The following is a 246-nucleotide window of genomic DNA, read 5'->3' on the forward strand; positions in this document are numbered from 1 at the left end:
GGTGTTCTTAAATCATGTGATACATTTGTAATCAATTCACTTTTTTGCTTCTCTATTTGTTTTTCCTTTTCTATATTAGCCAAAAGCTTTTCTGCCATTTGATTAATATTAGAAGTTAATAAACCTATTTCATCTTGACCTGCCTGTTTGATTTTATATTGTAAATTACCTTTCGAAAACTCCCTTACTCCTTCTGCCATCGCTTCAATCTGATTCATCTTCCTTTTCGTTATATAAAAGAAAGAT

The 246-nt window shown here is 30.1% G+C and carries 1 protein-coding gene; it reads right to left on the reverse strand.

Features of this window, described 5'->3' with window-relative positions; translation table 11 throughout:
- Positions 1-246 (reverse strand): HAMP domain-containing protein (locus tag SB775_RS32640; protein WP_410865440.1); only part of this gene is annotated, 246 nt, incomplete at both ends.

The sequence above is a fragment of the Peribacillus sp. SIMBA_075 genome (assembly GCF_046534585.1).